Below are 15,367 nucleotides of genomic sequence, written 5' to 3'. Positions count from 1 at the left end.
GCAAGCTAGCAATCTTATTCGCAGAACAGGGAACCGCCGTGCCGACTCCGCCTGCCAAACCACCAATTGCCGCGAACATGGGTGACAGTCCGGCGCCCTTGTACGCCCGCGTCAAACAAATGATTACCCAGCAGATCGACAGTGGAAACTGGCCGCCGCATTACCGCGTGCCGTCGGAAAGCGAATTGGTCAGCCAGTTGGGCTTCAGTCGCATGACCATCAACCGCGCCCTGCGGGAAATGACTGCCGATGGCCTGCTGGTGCGCATGCAGGGCGTCGGCACGTTCGTGGCCGAACCCAAGAGCCAGTCCGCGCTGTTCGAAGTGCATAACATCGCCGATGAGATCGCCTCCCGTGGCCACCGCCACACCTGCAAGGTCATTACCCTGGAAGAGGAGGCCGCAGGTTCCGAGCGCGCCCTGGCCCTGGAAATGCGTGAAGGCCAGAAGGTGTTTCACTCATTGATCGTGCATTTCGAAAACGACATCCCGGTGCAAATCGAGGACCGTTTCGTCAACGCACTGGTGGCACCGGATTACCTCAAGCAGGATTTCACCCTGCAAACGCCTTACGCCTATCTGAACCAGGTGGCGCCACTGACCGAGGGCGAGCATGTGGTGGAAGCGATTCTCGCCGAGCCGAGCGAATGCAAGCTGCTGCAGATCGAGCGGGGCGAGCCGTGCCTGTTGATCCGCCGTCGTACCTGGTCCGGGCGCCAGCCGGTAACTGCCGCGCGCCTGATCCATCCCGGTTCCCGTCATAGCCTGGAAGGTCGGTTTCACAAATGAGTCAGATGAATATTCTGCGCGCCGCGGATTACCCCCGCATGCCATGGAAGAACGGCGGTGGCAGCACCGAGGAAATCACCCGTGATGCTGGCACTGGCCTGGACGGTTTTGGCTGGCGCTTGTCGATTGCCGATATCGGTGAGTCGGGTGGTTTTTCCACTTTCGCCGGTTATGAACGGGTCATCAGCGTGTTGCAGGGCGACGGCATGACGCTCAATGTCGATGGCCGGACCACGCGACCGCTGCATCCGTTGGACGCCTTTGCATTCAGCGGCGAGAGCCATGTGCATTGCACGCTGTTGGGCGGACCGATTCGCGATTTCAACCTGATCTACTCGCCTCTGCGTTACCGCGCCCGGTTACAGTGGCTGACGAGCGTGCAGCGGTTTTTCAGTGAGGCGGGAACGGTGCTGGTGTTCAGTGCTGATCCGGCGTTGCGCGTCAGGATCGGTGGATCCGACGCGGAACTGGGTCTCTACGACTGTCTGCAATTGAGCGGTAACACCGGGCTGCTGGAAATTTCCACGAGCGGGCAGTGCTGTGTGATCGAATTGACGGCCCGATAGTCTTGCCTGTTTTCTTCTGTGGCGAGGGGATTTATCCCCGCTAGGGCGCGAAGCGGCCCCCAAATAAGTGGCCATTATGAAATCCTGAGTGGGGGGCTGCTTTTGCAGCCCGGCGGGGATCAATCCCCTCGCCACAAAAGCCTCTCTCTGCTGTTTCCTGTGTGCACCAACTTGTTACCGAATGCCCCAGCGTGGCGCAACGCCGCGCTTCTCCTGACCCCATGCGCTCATTCAAAAAATCCCTTCAGAAATTTAATTAACCCGCTTCGGAGCATGATCCGCGGGCCTTCCAGCCATTATCGCAACCCAACCTCAAGCACGCGTGCATCGAGTTGGCCGCTTGATTGCATATGCTTGTACATACAAGTAAAGACGTATGTGTATGAGTGACTTTCACTCAGCGCAGCGTCCGCAGAAATAGCTGCCCTGCCCGGGCTGGTCTGGATTGATCGCTGAGGAGTTTTTGCTGTGACCGACGCTACCCGCAAACCTGAAAAATACCGTGACGTTGAAATCCGTGCCCCTCGCGGTAATACGCTGACCGCCAAGAGCTGGCTGACCGAAGCGCCGCTGCGCATGTTGATGAACAACCTCGACCCGGAAGTCGCCGAAAACCCCAAGGAACTGGTGGTCTACGGTGGCATCGGCCGTGCGGCACGCAACTGGGAGTGCTACGACAAGATCGTCGAAAGCCTGACCAACCTGAATGAAGACGAAACCCTGCTGGTGCAATCCGGCAAGCCAGTGGGCGTTTTCAAGACCCACAGCAACGCGCCTCGCGTCCTGATTGCCAACTCCAACCTGGTCCCTCACTGGGCCACTTGGGAGCACTTCAACGAGCTCGACGCCAAGGGCCTGGCCATGTACGGCCAGATGACCGCCGGCAGCTGGATCTACATCGGCAGCCAGGGCATCGTCCAGGGCACCTATGAAACCTTCGTCGAGGCCGGTCGCCAGCATTACGACTCCAACCTCAAGGGCCGCTGGGTCCTGACCGCCGGCCTGGGCGGCATGGGTGGCGCACAGCCGCTGGCCGCCACGCTGGCCGGCGCTTGCTCGCTGAACATCGAGTGCCAGCAGGTGAGTATCGATTTCCGCCTCAAGACCCGTTATGTCGACGAGCAGGCCACCGATCTGGACGACGCGCTGGCCCGTATCGAGAAATACACTGCTGAGGGCAAGGCGATTTCCATTGCGCTCTGTGGCAACGCCGCCGAAATCTTCCCGGAATTGGTCCGTCGCGGTGTACGTCCGGACATGGTCACCGACCAGACCAGCGCCCACGATCCGCTCAACGGTTACCTGCCGGCCGGCTGGACCTGGGACGAGTACCGTGCCCGCGCCAAGACCGAACCGGCTGCCGTGGTGAAAGCCGCCAAGCAATCCATGGCCGTTCACGTGAAAGCGATGCTGGCCTTCCAGAAAATGGGCGTTCCGACCTTCGACTACGGTAACAACATCCGCCAGATGGCCCAGGAAGAGGGTGTGGAAAACGCTTTCGATTTCCCAGGTTTCGTCCCGGCCTACATCCGTCCGCTGTTCTGCCGCGGCATCGGTCCGTTCCGCTGGGCCGCGCTGTCGGGCGATCCGCAGGACATCTACAAGACCGACGCCAAGGTCAAGGAACTGATCCCCGACGACGCCCACCTGCACAACTGGCTGGACATGGCTCGCGAGCGCATCAGCTTCCAGGGCTTGCCGGCACGTATCTGCTGGGTGGGCCTGGGCCAGCGCGCCAAGCTGGGCCTGGCGTTCAACGAAATGGTGCGCAGCGGTGAGCTGTCGGCCCCGATCGTGATCGGTCGCGACCACCTGGACTCAGGTTCCGTGGCCAGCCCCAACCGCGAAACGGAATCCATGCAGGACGGTTCCGACGCCGTGTCCGACTGGCCACTGCTGAACGCCTTGCTCAACACGGCCAGCGGCGCGACCTGGGTTTCGCTGCACCACGGTGGTGGCGTCGGCATGGGCTTCTCCCAGCACTCGGGCATGGTGATCGTCTGCGACGGTACTGATGAAGCCGCTGAGCGTATCGCCCGCGTGCTGCACAACGACCCGGGTACCGGTGTGATGCGTCATGCCGATGCCGGTTACCAGATCGCCATTGATTGCGCCAAGGAACAGGGCCTGAACCTACCGATGATTACCGGCAAGTAACGCAAACCCCTGTGGGAGCGGGCTTGCTCGCGAATGCGGTGTGTCATTCAACACATGTGTCGAATGTGAAACAGCTTTCGCGAGCAAGCCCGCTCCCACAGGGACGCAGCAGCGCAAGAATTCCAGAACAATCCACAGAGGTTGAACCATGGCTGTCACCAGCACACCCGCAAACAGCAAGCCGTTGATCGAGAAGCGTTCGATCGACTACATCCCGGAAGCGGAGCGGCATGGCCGGCTGTTGAGCCAGTTCACCCTCTGGATGGGGGCCAACCTGCAAATCACGGCCATTGTCACCGGTGCGTTGGCGGTGGTGCTGGGCGGCGATGTGTTCTGGTCGTTGATCGGTTTGCTGATCGGCCAGGTGCTCGGTGGTGGCGTCATGGCGTTGCATGCGGCGCAAGGCCCCAAGCTTGGCCTGCCGCAGATGATCTCCAGTCGGGTCCAGTTCGGGGTTTATGGCGCGGCCATCCCGATCGTGCTGGTGTGCCTGATGTACCTGGGTTTCACCGCCACGGGCACCGTGCTTTCCGGCCAGGCGCTGGGCCAGTTGTTTGGCGTCAGCGACAGTGTCGGTATCTTCATTTTCGCCAGTGTCATCGTACTGGTCACGGTGCTCGGGTATCGAGTGATTCACTTCATCGGCCGTGTCGCCAGCCTCATTGGCGTGATTGCCTTTGTTTACCTGTTCGCTCGCCTGATCAGTCAGGTGGACGTTGGCGCCCTGTTGCAAATCCGCCATTTCAGCTGGAGCAGCTTTCTGCTCGCGGTGTCGCTCGCGGCATCCTGGCAGATCGCCTTTGGCCCCTATGTGGCTGACTATTCGCGTTACCTGCCGAGCAGGACGTCTTCGGTGAGAACTTTTTTTGCCGCCGGCGCAGGTTCGGTCATCGGTGCACAGGTGGCGATGATTCTCGGCGTGTTTGCCGCCGCATCGGCCAATGGACAGTTCGCGGGTCATGAAGTGGCCTACATCGTTGGGCTGGGGGGGACCGGTGCTACCGCTGCGTTGCTGTACTTCAGCATCGCGTTTGGCAAGGTCACCATTTCCACGCTGAACTCCTACGGCAGCTTCATGTGCATCGCGACCATCATCAGCGGCTTTCGCGGCCACCTGAATGTCACGCGCTTGCAGCGGCTGGTCTTCGTGCTGTTCATCGTCGGCGCCGCAACCCTGATCGCCTTGCTCGGCCAGCACTCGTTCCTTGGTGCGTTCAAGTCTTTCATCCTGTTCCTGCTGGCGTTCTTTACGCCCTGGAGCGCCATCAACCTGGTGGACTACTACTGCATCACTCGCGAGCGCTACGACGTACCGGCATTGGCCGACCCGAACGGTCGCTACGGTCGTTGGAACATCCTCGGGATCAGCATTTATGCGCTGGGTGTACTGATTCAACTGCCGTTCATCGCCACCAAGTTCTATACCGGTCCGCTGGTGGCCGCGATGGGGGGCGTGGACATTTCCTGGATCATCGGCCTGATCGTCCCGGCGGCGTTGTATTACATCGCAGCCAGGAAGTGGCACAGCGCCGTACCCGATCGATTGATCCTGCCGGTCGAGCAGGACGCGGTTGACGCACAACCGAGCAGGGCGGGCCGCATCCAAGCGGTCTGATGGGACGTTGACAGGGCTGGATGCCTCTTGACTGCCGTAAGCCAACTCAAATGATTAGGAGCGTCACACAATGAAATCGAACAAGACCCTGCTGACCACCTTGCTTTCCATGGGCCTGTTGGCCAGCGCTGGCGCCACGCAAGCGGCCGGTTGGTGCGAGTCGGGCAAACCGGTGAAGTTCGCCGGTCTGAACTGGGAAAGCGGCATGCTGCTGACCGACGTCCTGCAAGTGGTGTTGGAAAAAGGCTACGGCTGCAAAACCGACAGCTTGCCGGGTAACTCCATCACCATGGAGAACGCCCTGAGCAGCAATGACATTCAGGTGTTCGCCGAAGAATGGGTGGGCCGCAGCGAGGTCTGGAACAAGGCCGAGAAGGCCGGCAAGGTGGTCGGCGTCGGCGCCCCGGTGGTGGGGGCCATCGAAGGCTGGTACGTGCCGCGCTACGTGGTCGAAGGCGATGCCAAGCGCAAGCTCGAAGCCAAGGCGCCAGGCTTGAAGAACATCGCCGACCTGGGCCAGTACGCCGCCGTGTTCAAGGACCCGGAAGAGCCGTCCAAGGGCCGCTTCTACAACTGCCCGGCCGGTTGGACCTGCGAGCTGGACAACAGCGAAATGCTGAAAAGCTACGGCCTGGAAAAAACCTACACCAACTTCCGTCCCGGCACTGGCCCGGCGCTGGATGCGGCCGTGCTGTCGAGCTACAAGCGTGGCGAGCCGATCCTGTTCTACTACTGGTCGCCAACGCCGCTGATGGGCCAGGTAGACCTGGTAAAACTGGAAGAAAAACCAGGCGTGGATAAAAGCGTGAGCATCAAGGTCGGCCTGTCCAAGACCTTCCACGACGAGGCGCCGGAGCTGGTGGCGGTGCTGGAAAAGGTCAACCTGCCCATCGATATCCTGAACCAGAACCTGGGCCGCATGGCCAAAGAGCGGATCGAGTCGCCGAAACTGGCGAAGATCTTCCTGAAGGAACATCCTGAAGTCTGGCATGCCTGGGTCAGCGAAGACGCTGCCAGGAAAATCGACGCGGCTCTGTAGGTCGAACATTGCCCGGCCAACCCGAGGGCTGGCCGGGACGTTCACCGCATCCACCTGATCGAGAGTCTCTTATGTTTCCCGAAAGCTTTACCTTTTCCATCGCCGACTGGGTCAACGGTTGGGTCGACGCCCTGGTAACGAACTATGGCGATGTGTTCCGGCACATCTCCGACACCTTGCTGTGGGCCATCGTCAACCTCGAAGGCTTGCTGCGCCTGGCGCCCTGGTGGCTGATGTTGGCGATTGTCGGTGGCGTTGCCTGGCACGCGACCCGCAAGGTCGTTGCCACGGCGGTGATCGTCGGCCTGCTGTTCCTGGTGGGCGCGGTGGGCCTGTGGGACAAACTGATGCAGACCCTCGCCCTGATGCTGGTGGCGACGCTGATCTCGGTGTTGATCGGTATCCCGCTGGGCATTTTGTCTGCGCGCAGCAATCGCCTGCGTTCGGTGCTGATGCCGCTGTTGGACATCATGCAGACCATGCCGAGCTTCGTGTACCTGATTCCGGTATTGATGCTGTTCGGCCTGGGCAAGGTCCCGGCGATTTTCGCCACGGTGATCTACGCCGCGCCGCCCTTGATCCGCCTGACCGACCTGGGCATCCGCCAGGTGGACGGCGAAGTGATGGAAGCCATCAACGCCTTCGGCGCCAACCGTTGGCAGCAGCTGTTCGGCGTGCAACTGCCCCTGGCCCTGCCAAGCATCATGGCCGGGATCAACCAGACCACCATGATGGCCCTGTCGATGGTCGTCATCGCCTCGATGATCGGTGCCCGTGGCCTGGGTGAAGACGTGCTGGTGGGCATCCAGACCCTCAACGTCGGACGCGGCCTGGAAGCCGGTCTGGCTATCGTGATTCTCGCTGTGGTCATCGACCGCATTACCCAGGCCTATGGTCGTCCTCGGCATGAGGTGAGCAAATGAGCAACGCAGCCATCAGCAAGATCGAAGTCAAGAACGTCTTCAAGATTTTCGGTAACCGTTCCAGCGAAGCCCTGGAGCTGATCCGTCGCAACAAAACCAAGGACCAGGTATTGGCCGAGACCGGTTGCGTGGTCGGCGTGAACGACCTTTCGCTGAGCATCGGCACTGGCGAGATTTTTGTGATCATGGGCTTGTCCGGGTCCGGTAAATCCACCCTGGTGCGGCACTTCAACCGGCTGATCGACCCCACCAGCGGGGCGATCCTGGTGGACGGCGAAGACATCCTGCAACTGGATATGGACGCCCTGCGCGAATTCCGCCGGCACAAGATCAGCATGGTATTCCAGAGCTTCGGCCTGCTGCCCCACAAGAACGTGCTGGACAACGTCGCCTATGGCCTGAAAGTGCGTGGCGAGAGCAAACAAGTGTGCGCCGAGCGGGCGTTGCACTGGATCAACACCGTGGGCCTGAAGGGCTACGAGAACAAATACCCGCACCAGCTCTCCGGCGGCATGCGTCAGCGCGTGGGCCTGGCCCGTGCCTTGGCGGCGGACACCGACATCATCCTGATGGACGAAGCCTTCAGCGCCCTCGACCCGCTGATCCGCGCAGAGATGCAGGACCAGTTGCTGGAGCTGCAAAAGACCCTGCACAAGACCATCGTCTTCATCACCCACGACCTCGACGAGGCCGTGCGCATCGGCAACCGCATCGCGATTCTCAAGGACGGCAAGCTGATCCAGGTCGGCACGCCCCGGGAGATCCTGCACTCGCCGGCGGATGAGTATGTTGATCGGTTTGTGCAGCGCAGGGCGGCGGTGGTTTAGAGAATTCTGGTGACTGGGCGGGCCTCTTCGCGAGCAAGCCCGCTCCCACAGGGGACCGCATTCCAATGTGGGAGCGGGCTTGCTCGCGAAGGCGCCAGTAAAGCTGCATCAATGTTCAAGTTGTAAGCATGAGGTTAAAGATGTCCCAGGCTGAAAAAATCATCATCGCCGACACCCCGCTGCGCTGGCAGGACATCGTCGCCGTCGCCCGCTTCGGCGCCGAGCTCGAGCTGTCGGCCCAGGCCTGGGCGCGGATCGACAATGCCCAGGCCATCGTGCAGCGCATCGTCGAAAGCGGCGAGCGCGCCTATGGCGTCAACACCGGCCTGGGGGCCTTGTGCAATGTCTCGCTCAAGGATGAACAACTCAGCCAGCTGTCGCGCAACACGCTGCTTAGCCACGCCTGCGGGGTGGGGGCGCCGTTGGCCGATGAACAGACCCGGGCGATTCTCTGCACGGCCATTCTCAACTACAGCCAGGGCAAGTCCGGTATTCATCGGCGGGTGGTCGAGGCGTTGCTGGCGCTGCTCAATCGCGGCATTACCCCGCAAGTTCCGTCCCAGGGCTCGGTGGGTTACCTGACCCATATGGCCCACATCAGCATTGCGCTGCTGGGTGTCGGCCAGGTCAGCTATCGCGGGCAAATCGTCCCGGCGCAACAGGCCCTGGCCGCCGAAGGCCTGCAACCGGTGCAACTGGGCGCCAAGGACGGGCTGTGCCTGGTCAACGGCACGCCTTGCATGACCGGTCTCAGTTGCCTGGCCCTGGCCGATGCGACGCGACTGGTGCAATGGGCCGATGTGATCGGTGCCATGAGCTTCGAGGCCCAGCGTGGGCAGATCGCGGCGTTCGACGCCGAGATCATCGCCCTCAAGCCGCACCCTGGCATGCAACAGGTCGGGACCAACCTGCGGGCCTTGCTCGACGGCAGTGAAGTCATCGCTTCGAGCCTGGGGATTCGCACCCAGGATGCCTTGAGCATTCGCTCGATTCCCCAAGTGCACGGCGCCGCTCGTGATCAGTTGGCCCATGCGCGGCAACAGATCGAAACCGAACTCAACGCCGCCACCGACAACCCGCTGTTGCTCGGCACGCCGGACAATTTCCGGGTGATGTCCCAGGCCAATCCCCACGGCCAGTCGGTAGCGTTGGCCGCGGATCTGCTGGCGATTGCCATGGCCGAAATCGGCTCGATCGCCGAGCGCCGCCTCGACCGGCTGATCAACCCCCACGTCAGCGGACTGCCGGCGTTCCTGGTGGCCAATCCCGGCGTGAACTCGGGGATGATGATCGTGCAGTATGTCGCCGCCTCGCTGTGCGCGGAAAACCGGCAGTTGGCGCAGCCGGCGGTAGTCGACAACTTCGTCACGTCGGGCTTGCAGGAAGATCACCTGAGCATGGGCACCAATGCCGCGCTGAAACTGCACCGGGCGCTGGAAAACTGTACGCAGATCCTCGCCATCGAGTACCTGCTGGCGGCCCAGGCCTTTGAATTTCTCAAGACGCAACGCTTCGGTGCCGGCACCAACGTTGCCTGGAAGCTGCTGCGCGAGCGCGTCCCGGCCTATGACCAGGACCGCTGGCTGGCGCCGGACATCGCCAGCGCCGCCGCGCTGCTGAAAGACCCGACTGTGCTGCACAGCGCCTTACCGAATTTGAATTGATCAAAAACCGTCAGCGTGCCAAGGCATCCATCGCCCATGAAGCGAGGATGACGGATAACGGAACATTCCGGAGCGACTGGCGGGTGAATAACAACACTCTCAAAAGGAGCATGAAATGACAGCTTTGAACCTGATCCCCGGCCAACTGAGCCTGGCTCAGTTGCGTGAGATCTACCAGCACCCAGTGACCCTGAGCCTTGATGCCAGCGCTTCGGCGCAGATCGAAGCCAGTGTCGCGTGCGTGGAGCAGATCCTTGCCGAGAATCGCACTGCCTATGGCATCAACACCGGTTTTGGCCTGCTGGCCTCGACCCGCATTGCCAGCGAAGACCTGGAAAACCTGCAACGCTCCCTGGTGCTGTCCCATGCCGCCGGCGTGGGCGAGCCGATCAGCGATGCGCTGGTGCGGTTGATCATGGTGCTCAAGGTCAACAGCCTGAGCCGGGGTTTTTCCGGCATCCGCCGGCAGGTAATCGATGCGCTGATCGCGCTGGTCAATGCCGAGGTTTATCCGCACATTCCGCTCAAGGGCTCGGTGGGTGCATCCGGCGACCTGGCGCCGCTGGCCCACATGTCCCTGGTGTTGCTGGGCGAGGGCAAGGCTCGTTACAAAGGTGAATGGCTGCCGGCCGTCGAGGCGCTGAAAGTCGCTGGCCTCGCACCGCTGACCCTGGCGGCCAAAGAGGGCCTGGCACTGCTCAACGGCACCCAGGTGTCCACCGCGTTCGCCCTGCGCGGCCTGTTCGAAGGCGAGGACCTGTTCGCTGGCGCCCTGGCCCTGGGCAGCCTGACGGTGGAAGCGGTGCTGGGTTCGCGCTCGCCCTTCGATGCTCGCATCCATGCCGCTCGTGGCCAGAAAGGCCAGATCGATGCTGCCGCCGCGTATCGCGACCTGTTGGGCGAGCGCAGCGAAGTCTCCGATTCGCACCAGAACTGCGACAAGGTCCAGGACCCTTACTCGCTGCGCTGCCAGCCGCAAGTGATGGGCGCCTGCCTGACCCAGTTCCGCCAGGCTGCCGAAGTGCTGGTGATCGAAGCCAACGCCGTGTCGGATAACCCGTTGGTGTTCGCCGCCGAAGGCGACGTGATTTCCGGTGGCAACTTCCACGCCGAGCCAGTGGCGATGGCTGCCGACAACATGGCCCTGGCGATTGCCGAAATCGGCTCACTGAGCGAGCGCCGCATCTCGTTGATGATGGACAAGCACATGTCGCAACTGCCGCCATTTTTGGTCGGCAATGGCGGGGTGAACTCCGGCTTCATGATCGCCCAGGTCACCGCTGCCGCCCTGGCCAGTGAGAACAAGGCTCTGGCCCACCCTCATTCGGTGGACAGTCTGCCGACCTCGGCCAACCAGGAAGACCACGTCTCCATGGCCCCGGCCGCTGGCAAGCGCCTGTGGGAAATGGCGGAAAACACCCGTGGGATTCTGGCAGTGGAATGGCTGGCGGCGTGTCAGGGGCTGGACCTGCGCGGCAGCTTGAAAACTTCCGCGAAGCTGGAAAAAGCCCGGGCCATCCTGCGCGCCGAAGTGCCCTTCTATGAGAAAGACCGCTTCTTTGCGCCTGACATCAATGCGGCCAGCGAGTTGCTGGCGAGTCGTTGCCTGAACGAATTGGTCACGGCGAAGTTGTTGCCGAGCCTGTAAGGACCTCATCGCGAGCAGGCTCGCTCCCACAGGGGTTTTGAGTTCATCAGAAATCCTTGTGGGAGCGAGCCTTGCTCGCGATTCGATTTTGAATGCGACGAGGAAACCGGGATGAAAACCCTCTGGCAGAACTGCCACGCCGCCACCATGGCCCAGGGCGTCTACTCGATCATCGAAGACGCCGCCATGGTCACCCAGGGCGAACATATCCAATGGATCGGCCCCCGTGCCCAGTTGCCAACCGGCGACTACCCGGCAGTCCACGACCTCAAGGGCGCCTGGATCACGCCGGGACTGATCGATTGCCACACCCACACGGTGTTCGGCGGCAATCGCAGCGGTGAGTTCGAGCAGCGCCTGCAAGGTGTCAGCTACGCCGACATTGCGGCCGCCGGCGGGGGCATCGCCAGCACCGTGCGCGCTACCCGCGCCGCCAGCGAAGACGAGCTGTTCGCCAGCGCCGCCAGACGCCTGAAGAGCCTGATGCACGATGGCGTGACCACCGTAGAAATCAAGTCCGGCTACGGTTTGGACCTGGTCAATGAGCGCAAGATGTTGCGGGTGATCCGCCGCCTCGGCGCCGAGCTGCCGGTCAGCGTACGCAGCACCTGCCTGGCGGCCCATGCGTTGCCGCCGGAATACACCGAGCGCGCCGACGATTACATCGAGCACATCTGCACCGAGATGCTTCCGGCCCTGGCGGCCGAAGGGCTGGTGGACGCGGTAGATGCCTTTTGTGAGTACCTGGCGTTCTCCCCGGCACAGGTCGAGCGGGTATTCGTCACCGCGCAACGGCTGGGCCTACCGGTGAAGCTGCACGCCGAGCAACTGTCGTCGCTGCATGGCTCGAGCCTGGCCGCCCGTTATCAAGCGCTGTCTGCCGATCATCTGGAATTCATGACCGAGGATGATGCTCGGGCCATGGCAGAAGCCGGCACGGTGGCCGTGTTATTGCCGGGGGCGTTCTATTTCTTGCGCGAAACCCAATTGCCGCCGATGGACGCCTTGCGCAAGCACGGCGTGAAAATCGCCGTGGCCAGCGACCTCAACCCCGGCACCTCGCCGGCATTGTCGCTGCGCTTGATGTTGAACATGGCCTGTACCTGCCTGCGCCTGACGCCGGAAGAAGCCCTGGCCGGGGCGACGATTCACGCGGCCCAGGCCCTGGGCATGGCCCAGACCCACGGTTCGCTGGAAGCCGGCAAGGTGGCGGATTTCGTTGCCTGGCAAATAGACCGCCCCGCCGACCTGGCGTACTGGCTCGGCGGCGAACTGGAAAAACGCGTCGTGCGTCACGGCGTTGAAATCGATTGAGGAGAACGGTTGTGGAGAAGGTCCTGAATTTCAAGCAAGGGCGCGTGCCGCTGCTGATCAGCATGCCTCACGCGGGCCTGCGCCTGACCCCGGCGGTACAGGCCGGGTTGATTCCCGAGGCCCGTAGCCTGCCGGACACCGACTGGCACATCCCCCGGCTCTATGACTTCGCCGCCGAGCTGGGTGCCAGTACGTTGTCCGCCGAGTATTCCCGGTTCGTCGTCGACCTGAACCGCCCATCGGACGACAAGCCGATGTACGTCGGCGCCACCACCGGTCTGTACCCGGCGACCCTGTTCAACGGCGTGCCGTTGTTTCGCGAAGGGCTGGAACCGTCCGCCGAGGAACGGGCGACCTATTTGCAGCAAATCTGGATGCCGTACCACCAGACCCTGCAACAGGAACTGGCGCGGCTCAAGGCGGAGTTCGGTTATGCGTTGCTGTTCGACGCCCACTCGATCCGTTCGGTGATCCCCCACCTGTTCGAGGGCAAGCTGCCGGACTTCAACCTCGGTACCTTCAACGGCGCCGCCTGCGACCCGATGCTTGCCGGCCAGCTCGAAAGCATCTGCGCCCGCCACGACGCGTACACCCACGTGCTCAATGGACGGTTCAAGGGCGGACACATCACGCGGCATTACGGCAACCCCGTCGAACACATCCACGCGGTGCAACTGGAACTGTGCCAGAGCACCTACATGGAAGAGTTCGAACCGTTCAACTACCGGCCTGACCTGGCTGAGCCGACCCAAGTGGTGCTCAGGGAATTGCTTGAGGGCTTGCTGGCGTGGGGACGCCAGGCTTACAAGCGCTAGGCTCTGTACCAAAAGCCTTGATACTCGTTCATGCTGCGTTGAAAACAGCCTCGCAATGCTCATGTACTCCAGTACACTGCGCTTGCTCGGCTGTTTTCGCCTTGCCTGACCTTCGTCTCAAGACTTTTCGTACAGAGCCTGACCTGCAGGGGGCAAGGCTTGCTCCCCCATGCCTTGCCCCTCGACATGTTTTGACTGCCAGGGGACATGCTCATTAAGGTGATTCGGGTTTATGATGCCGGACGGCAGACTAATCAGAAGTCCCCACAGGGATGACTCGACCCCTTACGGAGCGCGCAATGCAGACTTTGTACCCGCAGATCAAACCCTATGCCCGGCACGATCTGGCTGTCGATGACACGCATACGCTCTATGTCGACGAAAGCGGTTCACCGGAAGGTCTTCCGGTGGTGTTCATCCATGGCGGTCCGGGGGCGGGCTGCGATGCGCAGAGCCGTTGCTACTTCGATCCGAACCTGTACCGCATCGTCACCTTCGACCAGCGCGGTTGTGGTCGCTCCACTCCCCATGCCAGCCTGGAAAACAACACGACCTGGGACCTGGTCGAAGACCTGGAGCGCATCCGCAAGCACCTGGGCATCGATAAATGGGTGCTGTTCGGCGGCTCCTGGGGCTCGACCCTGGCCCTGGCCTACGCCCAGACCCATCCGGAACGGGTCCACGGCCTGATCCTGCGTGGGATCTTTCTCTGCCGTCCGCAGGAAATCGAATGGTTCTATCAGGCCGGCGCCAGCCGCCTGTTTCCCGACTACTGGCAGGACTACATCGCGCCCATTCCGGCGGAAGAGCGCGACGACCTGCTCAGCGCCTTCCACAAACGCCTGACCGGTAACGATCAGATCGCCCAGATGCACGCGGCCAAGGCCTGGTCCATCTGGGAAGGCCGGACGGCGACCCTGCGTCCGAACCCGCTGGTGGTCGACCGCTTCTCCGAGCCGCAACGGGCACTGTCGATCGCCCGTATCGAATGTCACTACTTCACCAATAACGCGTTCCTCGAGCCCAACCAGTTGATACGCGACATGGGCAAGATCGCCCACTTGCCAGGGATCATCGTGCACGGTCGCTACGACGTGATCTGCCCGCTGGACAACGCCTGGGAACTGCACCAGAACTGGCCCAACAGCGAGCTACAGGTCATCCGCGATGCCGGTCACGCCGCTTCTGAGCCGGGCATTACCGATGCGCTGGTGCGTGCCGCCGCGCAGATGGCCCGGCGCCTGCTCGACCTGCCACCCGAAGAAGCATGAAGGGCCTGTTGCAACGGGTTCGCGGCGCCCGGGTCGAGGTCGGGGCAGAGGTCGTGGGCGCCGTGGATCAGGGCTTGCTGGTGCTGGTGGCGGTCGAGCCCGAGGACACCCGGGCCAGCGTCGACAAACTTTTGCACAAGCTGCTCAATTATCGGGTGTTCAGTGACGCCGAGGGCAAGATGAACCTGTCCCTGGCGGACATCGGTGGTGGTTTGTTGCTGGTTTCACAGTTCACCCTGGCGGCCGACACCAAAAGCGGCCTGCGGCCGAGTTTTTCGACGGCTGCACCGCCAGCCTTGGGCGAAGAGTTGTTCAACTATCTCGTCACCCGGGCGAAACAGGTGCATAGCATTGTGGCATCAGGTAGATTCGGCGCCGACATGCAAGTGCATCTGGTCAATGATGGCCCGGTAACCTTTTTGTTACAGGTCTGAAAGCGTTTGAAACACCTTTTCGGTCCGATTTCGAGGCTAAACAGGGAGTTTTCTCGATAAATACTTTGTTGTCCCTGATGCGTTGTCACGCGGCCTGCTAGATAATCGCGCGCTACGGGGGATCGGCGTTCGCCGGTCCATTTGACTTAGGTAGAGACTTGTCCTGGACCGTTTGGGGAATCATTTTGTCCCATCGGAGTCGGAACAATGCTCGCCAACTTGGCAAGAGTGCTTCGCAAGGTCGGTTTTTCAATGCCGTTACCAAGCGGATACCTTAACTGGCCGTTGGTTTTTTGATCTGTTTTC

13 protein-coding genes are annotated in these 15,367 nt (G+C 61.7%); all 13 read left to right on the top strand.

The window, feature by feature from the left end:
• The first annotated feature begins 77 nt into the window (after positions 1 to 77).
• Positions 78 to 788, top strand: a complete 711-nt coding sequence (gene hutC / locus EGM97_RS14925; RefSeq protein WP_172679593.1) for a histidine utilization repressor — start codon at positions 78 to 80, stop codon at positions 786 to 788.
• Positions 785 to 1,354, top strand: coding sequence for a HutD/Ves family protein (locus EGM97_RS14920; RefSeq protein WP_238961259.1), 570 nt, complete (start codon positions 785 to 787; stop codon positions 1,352 to 1,354). The genes hutC and EGM97_RS14920 overlap by 4 nt, the downstream gene beginning before the upstream one ends.
• Before the next feature lie 468 nt (positions 1,355 to 1,822).
• Positions 1,823 to 3,511 (top strand): urocanate hydratase, encoded by a 1,689-nt coding sequence (gene hutU, locus EGM97_RS14915; RefSeq protein ID WP_238961258.1) that lies wholly within the window; start codon positions 1,823 to 1,825, stop codon positions 3,509 to 3,511.
• A 148-nt stretch (positions 3,512 to 3,659) separates the two neighbouring features.
• Positions 3,660 to 5,126, top strand: a complete 1,467-nt coding sequence (locus EGM97_RS14910) for a purine-cytosine permease family protein (protein WP_238961257.1) — start codon at positions 3,660 to 3,662, stop codon at positions 5,124 to 5,126.
• A gap of 70 nt (positions 5,127 to 5,196) precedes the next feature.
• Positions 5,197 to 6,165, top strand: coding sequence for an ABC transporter substrate-binding protein (locus EGM97_RS14905; protein WP_238961256.1), 969 nt, complete (start codon positions 5,197 to 5,199; stop codon positions 6,163 to 6,165).
• 71 nt (positions 6,166 to 6,236) lie between these two features.
• Positions 6,237 to 7,088 carry an ABC transporter permease gene (locus tag EGM97_RS14900; RefSeq protein WP_053147803.1) on the top strand — a complete coding sequence of 284 codons (852 nt, stop codon included), beginning with the start codon at positions 6,237 to 6,239 and terminating at the stop codon, positions 7,086 to 7,088.
• Positions 7,085 to 7,915, top strand: coding sequence for a quaternary amine ABC transporter ATP-binding protein (locus EGM97_RS14895; protein WP_238961254.1), 831 nt, complete (start codon positions 7,085 to 7,087; stop codon positions 7,913 to 7,915). Before EGM97_RS14900 ends, EGM97_RS14895 begins: the two co-directional genes overlap by 4 nt.
• 140 nt (positions 7,916 to 8,055) lie before the next feature.
• Complete coding sequence (hutH, locus tag EGM97_RS14890) at positions 8,056 to 9,579, top strand: histidine ammonia-lyase (RefSeq protein ID WP_238961253.1); 1,524 nt, start codon at positions 8,056 to 8,058, stop codon at positions 9,577 to 9,579.
• A gap of 115 nt (positions 9,580 to 9,694) precedes the next feature.
• Positions 9,695 to 11,227, top strand: a complete 1,533-nt coding sequence (gene hutH / locus EGM97_RS14885; protein WP_238961251.1) for a histidine ammonia-lyase — start codon at positions 9,695 to 9,697, stop codon at positions 11,225 to 11,227.
• 111 nt (positions 11,228 to 11,338) lie between these two features.
• Positions 11,339 to 12,541: an imidazolonepropionase gene (gene hutI, locus EGM97_RS14880; protein WP_238961250.1), complete on the top strand. Its 1,203-nt coding sequence runs from the start codon at positions 11,339 to 11,341 to the stop codon at positions 12,539 to 12,541.
• Positions 12,542 to 12,552: 11 nt separating this feature from the next.
• Positions 12,553 to 13,356 carry an N-formylglutamate deformylase gene (hutG, locus tag EGM97_RS14875; protein ID WP_238961247.1) on the top strand — a complete coding sequence of 268 codons (804 nt, stop codon included), beginning with the start codon at positions 12,553 to 12,555 and terminating at the stop codon, positions 13,354 to 13,356.
• A 299-nt stretch (positions 13,357 to 13,655) separates the two neighbouring features.
• Positions 13,656 to 14,627, top strand: coding sequence for a prolyl aminopeptidase (pip, locus tag EGM97_RS14870; protein ID WP_238961246.1), 972 nt, complete (start codon positions 13,656 to 13,658; stop codon positions 14,625 to 14,627).
• Complete coding sequence (gene dtd / locus EGM97_RS14865; protein ID WP_238961244.1) at positions 14,624 to 15,061, top strand: D-aminoacyl-tRNA deacylase; 438 nt, start codon at positions 14,624 to 14,626, stop codon at positions 15,059 to 15,061. Before pip ends, dtd begins: the two co-directional genes overlap by 4 nt.
• Positions 15,062 to 15,367 lie beyond the last annotated feature (306 nt).

This window comes from Pseudomonas sp. AF32, assembly GCF_022342325.2.
In the GTDB taxonomy this organism is placed as follows: Bacteria; Pseudomonadota; Gammaproteobacteria; order Pseudomonadales; family Pseudomonadaceae; genus Aquipseudomonas; species Aquipseudomonas uvaldensis.
The sequence above is the reverse complement of the archived record's forward strand: the minus strand, read 5'-3'. Positions and strand labels throughout refer to the sequence as shown.